Here is a 2,719-nt window from a genome sequence, read left to right as displayed (position 1 = left end):
CCCCCCCGGCCCGCGCTTTCTGGCGTTGGCCGCGCCCCCGCCGCGCGGGGGGGGCCGGCCCGGCCGCGCGGGGGCGCGAGGCCGGCGCGGCCAGCAGCATCACCGCCACCGTCAGCGCGACATGCAGCGCGCGGAGCTCGAGGTCGTAGAGCCCGGCCCAGACCGGCACCACCAGCTGCACCACGGCGAGCACGACCGCCGCCCGGAAGGCGAGGCGGCCGCGCAGCGCGCCGTCAGCGGGGGCCGACATATTCGGGCGGGATCAGGCGGTCGAGGACAGGAATGCCCTGCTCCTTCGCGTATTGCACGACGCCGGCGTGGAAATGCAGCCCCTCGATCTCCGGCGTCTGGCGGAAGGCGTCGCGGATCGGGTCGAGGCCGGTGGTGGGCGCGAAGGCCTCGTTGATCTCCGCCCAGCCGAGCCTCGCCGCGCGCATCACGCGATAGCCCACGTCCTGCGGCATGTTGCTGCTCGACATCACCATCACCGAGGAGCTCATCTCGTGCAGCGGGCCGATCTCCGGCAGTTCGCGGATGCCGCCCTTCGGGGTCTCGATGAAGGTGTCGAGCGGATCGGCGGATTGCAGGCGACGCGCCTGGTCTGCGCTGAAGCCGATCACCGTCAGCGGGGTCTGGTAGTGCAGCGCCAGCGTCGCCGCGTCGAAGCGGTCATGCGGGCTGCCCTTGCCCATCGCCACGATGCGGCCGGCGCGGAGCTGGTTCGCGGTGTCCTCCAGCGAGGCGGGCACCATCGCGATGCCGGTGTTGAAGACGCGGTTGGCCTCGACGATGCGCGTCATGTCGCGGGTGCCGGGCACGCCGGGCCCCATGCGCTGCCGTGCCAGGTCGGAGAAGCTGCGGATGCCGTGCTGCGCCGCCGCGTCGGCCCGCACATAGATGCGGGTGACGTTGACGTTGCGCATGAACATCAGCCGCACCGGCTCCCACGCGCCTTCGCGCTGGAAGGCGCCGCTGCCGGTGCGCACCGCCTGCGCCACCGCCGGGCTGCCGGAGACCGAGAAGTCCAGCACGCGGTTCTTCATCAGCCGCGCATGGTCGAAGCCGCCGCCGCCCTCCACCGCGGTGACGCTCATCGCCGGGTCATGCTTGCGCACGACCGCGGTGAGCGCGACGGCGAAGGCGTAGACCGAGGACGAGGCCGCGACGCTGCCGAGCGACAGGTTGACGCGCTTCGTCATGTCCACGCCGCCCTGCGCCGAAGCGGGCCGCGCCAGCAGCGCGGCGCCGCCGGCCAGAAGCACGCGGCGCGGCACGGCGAGAGAAGAGACGGCACGCATGGTCCAGGTCCTCCCGTTCAGCTTCGCTGGAAATAGGCCTGCTCCTCGGCCACCGCCTCGAAGCCCTGCAGGGCGCGCAGCGCGCCGTCGCGGTCGGCCGCGGCGACGTCCTCGATCAGCGCGTTGAGCAGGATCAGCGGGGCGGCGTGGTAGGCGACGAAGGAAGCGGATTCGGCGGCGACATGCAGCGCGATCTCGCCCTTCAGGTCGGAGAAGGGGCTGTCGGTGACGACGATGCGTCGGACGCCGCGCCGCGCCGCCATCTCCAGCACCGCGACGAGCGCGCGGAGGTAGCGCGGGAAGCCGATCACCACGACGACGTCGCGCGCATCCATGCGGCCGAGGCGGTCCATCGCCTCGGTGTCCGCCGAGAGCGAGCGCGTCGCGTCGAGGCCGAGCTTGTCGAGGGCGAACCACAGGTGGAAGGCGAGTGGGGCGGTCGCCCGCGCACCCACGACCAGCACACGCCGCGCGCCGCGCAGCGCCGCCGCGGCTTCGGCCAGCGCGGCGCCGTCCTGCATCTCCGGCAGGCGGGCGATGTTCTCCAGTTCCTTGCGCATCGCCCGCGCGATGGCGCCGCTGCCTTCGGGCGCCGTGCTGCCCGCGTGGCGCAGCCGGTCGGTGCCCTTGAGGTCGGCGCGCACCAGGCGCCGCACCTCCTGCTGCAGCGCCGGGTAGCCGCTGAAACCGAGCGCATTGGCGAAGCGCACCACCGTCGCCTCGCTGACGCCGCCCGCGCGCGCGGGGGCGGCGACGGTGGAGACGGCGACCGACTGGTAGTTGCCCGCCACATGCCGCGCCCGCGCCCGCTGCGCCGGCGAGAGGCTCGCGGCGCGTTCCTCGATCAGCCTGACGAGGGGGACGATGGCGTTCATCCGGCCGGCCCGTGCCCTTGAAGTGAATGTTTCTTTACCTTCCCCGCCTGAAAGATCCATGTCAAGCGCGCGATCCGTAACCTCGGCGGCGGCGGCCGCGAAGCCGGCAGACCGTCCGACCGCAAGGAGCGCCGCCATGCCCGCCCCCGCGCCATCCCCGGCACGCCGTGCCCTGCTGCCCGCGGCGCTGCTCGCACCGCTGCTGGCCGGCCTGCCCGCGGCCGCGCAACAGGACGGGATGGTCACGGTGCCGAGCGCCCATCCCGTGCGCGCCACGCTGGACCGCTTCGCAGCCGCCGTGCGGGCCGCCGGCTGGGTCGTCTTCGCCGAGCTCGACCACGCCGAGGCGGCCCGCGCGGCCGGGCTGACGCTCGCGCCGCGCACCGTCGTGCTGTTCGGCAATCCCCCCGCCGGCACGGGCGCGATGGCCGAGCGGCCGACGCTGGCGCTGGACCTGCCGATGCGCGCGCGGGTGTGGGAGGACGCGGGCCGCCCCCGGGGGGGACCCCCCCCCCCCCGCGCCCCCCGCGCCCCCCCCGCGCGGGG

4 protein-coding genes are annotated in these 2,719 nt (G+C 74.5%); 1 reads left to right on the top strand and 3 read right to left on the bottom strand.

What is annotated here, in order from left to right; genetic code table 11:
• The 3 genes from AC1MIR_RS27655 to AC1MIR_RS27645 form a co-directional block, all read right to left on the bottom strand.
• Positions 1-250: hypothetical protein (locus AC1MIR_RS27655; protein WP_480031383.1), on the bottom strand; the 250-nt coding region annotated here is incomplete at its 3' end.
• Positions 234-1,298, bottom strand: a complete 1,065-nt coding sequence (locus AC1MIR_RS27650) for a TAXI family TRAP transporter solute-binding subunit (protein ID WP_480031382.1) — start codon at positions 1,296-1,298, stop codon at positions 234-236. The genes AC1MIR_RS27650 and AC1MIR_RS27655, both read right to left, overlap by 17 nt.
• Positions 1,299-1,315: 17 nt before the next feature.
• A complete protein-coding gene (locus tag AC1MIR_RS27645; RefSeq protein ID WP_480031381.1) occupies positions 1,316-2,173 on the bottom strand; it encodes a MurR/RpiR family transcriptional regulator in 858 nt (285 codons plus the stop codon).
• A 136-nt stretch (positions 2,174-2,309) separates the two neighbouring features.
• Between AC1MIR_RS27645 and AC1MIR_RS27640 the strand changes: the two genes are divergently transcribed.
• On the top strand, positions 2,310-2,719 hold a 410-nt coding region (locus tag AC1MIR_RS27640; RefSeq protein WP_480031380.1), incomplete at its 3' end, for a DUF302 domain-containing protein.

Source organism: Falsiroseomonas sp. RANM36 (assembly GCF_056682175.1).
This window is presented reverse-complemented; position numbering and strand designations above follow the sequence as displayed.